The organism is Mitsuaria sp. TWR114, from assembly GCF_007997345.1.
This window is the reverse complement of the sequence record NZ_VOSR01000703.1, coordinates 1-2,484: the sequence shown is the minus strand read 5'-3', so window position 1 is coordinate 2,484 and position 2,484 is coordinate 1. Positions and strand designations below refer to the sequence as shown.

The window sequence follows — 2,484 nt, the reverse complement described above, 5'->3', positions numbered from 1 at the left end:
CCTCGCCGGCCAGCAGCTCGTAGAACCAGTGATAGGCCGCCACCGCCGCCGGCACGCCCCGCGCGTCCAGCGCCTGGAACAGGTGGCGCGCCAGCCGCTGGCCCGCCTGGCCATTGCCCAGGATGCCGTGCGTCAGCGGCGTCTGGCCATTGATCACCGTCGCGTAAAGCGGGCGCGACAGGCTGGGCAACTCGCAGCGCAGCGAGCACCACTGCGCGCGGCCGGCTTCGTTGAGCGCCTGCAGATAGCCCATGTAGTCGCGCGCCGTGTCGGCGCGAAGGCCGTCGGCCAGCAGCACGACGAGCCGCCGAGCGGCGGCAGGCGCCTGCTCCTGAACCTGGCCCGCTTCGCTCATCGCGCCGCTCCCAGCACCTCGCGCTGCCACGCGCGCGGCAGCTTCTTCACTTCCTCGGTCCACACGGCCGGCTTGAGCGCGCGCGCCTTCGCGTACTGGGCCTCCGGCACCAGCAGCGCCTTCAGATCCGGCGGCAGCTTCAGATGCGCGACGCGGATCGGCCGCGCATGGCCGCGCGCCAGGTTCATCTGGCCAGCGTCGCTGAAGATGTACTCGCGCGCCAGCATCGCCGCGTTGGGATGCGGCGCCCAGCGGTTGATGATCGTCGTGTAGCCGCTGGTCACCGAGCCGTCCGAGGGGATCAGCACCTCGTAGTCCGCCGCGTTGGGCAGCCTGGCGCGGTAGGACAGCGCGTTGAAGTCCCACAGCAGGAAGACATCGGCCTCCGCCCGCTCCATCAGCGCCGGCGTGGCGTTGGTGCCGATCAGGCGCCGCTCCTTCGCCAGTTGCGCGAAGGCGGCCAGCGCCGGCTGCAGGCGGGTCTCGTCCCCGCCCAGCGCCAGCGCCGCCGCCAGCACCGCCGCGTTGGACTGCGCCGCGCGGCCGACCTCGCCGATCATCACGCGCGCCTTCGACGCGAACAGCGCCTGCCAGCTGCGCGGCACGTCCTTGACCCGCCGGCGGTTCACCGCGAACGCGATCGTGCCGGTGTAGGCCAGCGCCCAATGGCCTTCGGGATCCTTGGCCCAGTCCGGCACCTGCGCCCAGGTCGTCGGCTGGTAGGCCTGCGTGATGCCGCGCGCCTTCGCGATCGCGCCGAACTCGAAGCCCACGTCGCCCAGATCGGCGCTCGCATTGCCCTTCTCGGCCTCGATCTTGGCGATCTCCTCGGCGCTGCTCATGTCGGTGTCGACGTGGGCGATCGCGTAAAGCCGCTGCAGGTCCGCCCACGTGGCGCGCCAGTTGGCCCAGTCGTCGGGCATGCCCAGGCTGTGCACGCGGCCCTCCTTGCGCGCCGCGGTCATCAGCGCATCCAGCGCCGGCGTCGCCGGCATGCCGCCCTGGGCCAGGGCGTTCAGGGCAAAAGGCCCGCACAGGGCGGGCAGGGTCCGGAGCAGGGCGCGTCGGGACAGGGTCATGCGGTCTTCTCCTTGGCGTGGCGACGCAGGTCCGACAGCAGCAGGTCCTTCGTCACCTTGGCCTTTCCATTCACGTCGCACAGCGCGAGGCGAAGTCGCAGATCATCCTCTCCTTCGGTGACAGGCTCGATGTCCACGATGCCGAAGTTCACTTCCGCCATCACCGCCGAGCGGCGGTTGCGGTTGGGCGTGGGAATGTCCCAGACCTCGGTCAGGCCGCTCGAGGTCGCGTCCCATAGCGGGTAGCCGCCTTCGACCTCGACGCTGGACAGCTCCGCGTAATGCATGTCGCCGCTGAGGAACACCACGCCCTGGGCGCCGGTCGTGCGGATCAGCTCGATGAGACGCGCCCGCTCGCGTGGGAAGTTGGCCCAGCATTCCCAGCCGCTGCCCTCGGCCGCGAACTGCACGCTGGACCCGATCAGCCGCACGTCCGCCGGCACGCGCAGCTGCGCTTGCAGCCATTGCCATTGCGCCTCCCCGAGGATGGTCGCCTCCGGCCGCGGATCGGGCACGTACCACCCCGTCATCGGCTGGCCGCTGAGCTTGGCCCGCAACACCATCGCGGCGTAGCTCGATTTCAGCGCTGGATCCGCCGTCAGCATCGTGCGGTTGAAGCGCAGGTCCGGCAGGATCACCTGGATGCGGCGGCCGAAGGCCTCGAACACCTGGCTCGTGTAGACGCCGTCCGCGCGGCGGCGCGGCGAGTCCGCCGGCTCGCCCCAGGCATCGCAGAACAGCTGCTGCGACAGCTGCTTGAGCGGGTAATCCGCGCCCTCGTCGTCATCGCCGAAGTCGTGGTCGTCCCAGATCGCCAGATGCGGCGTCGCGCGGCGGAAGGCCTGCAGCGGCTCCACCGCCATGAACTCGGCATAGCGTTGGCGCAGCGTGGCCTCGTCGCGCGCATCGGCATACAGGTTGTCGCCGAGGAACAGGAAGAGATCCGGCTTGGCCGCACCGATGGCGCGCCAGATCGGCTGCGGCTTGGACTGCTTCGCGCAGGAGCCGAACGCGACACGGAAGCGCCGCGCCGCGGCCGTTCACCTGAAA

At 70.6% G+C, this 2,484-nt stretch carries 2 protein-coding genes and 1 pseudogene; all 3 read right to left on the bottom strand.

What is annotated here, in order from left to right; all coding sequences use genetic code 11:
- On the bottom strand, window positions 1–355 hold a 355-nt coding region (locus FUT87_RS22725; RefSeq protein ID WP_186830712.1), incomplete at its 3' end, for an alkaline phosphatase family protein.
- Window positions 352–1,434, bottom strand: coding sequence for an ABC transporter substrate-binding protein (locus tag FUT87_RS22720; protein WP_255511971.1), 1,083 nt, complete (start codon window positions 1,432–1,434; stop codon window positions 352–354). The genes FUT87_RS22725 and FUT87_RS22720, both read right to left, overlap by 4 nt.
- A pseudogene (locus FUT87_RS22715) lies at window positions 1,431–2,429 on the bottom strand (alkaline phosphatase D family protein); the annotation flags it as partial. The pseudogene FUT87_RS22715 and the gene FUT87_RS22720, both read right to left, overlap by 4 nt.
- Window positions 2,430–2,484: the final 55 nt, after the last annotated feature.

What these genes read in the sequence shown, in the direction of transcription:
- FUT87_RS22720 (WP_255511971.1), bottom strand. Translation starts at nt 1,434, where the DNA reads ATGACCCTGTCCCGACGCGCCCTGCTCCGGACCCTGCCCGCCCTGTGC.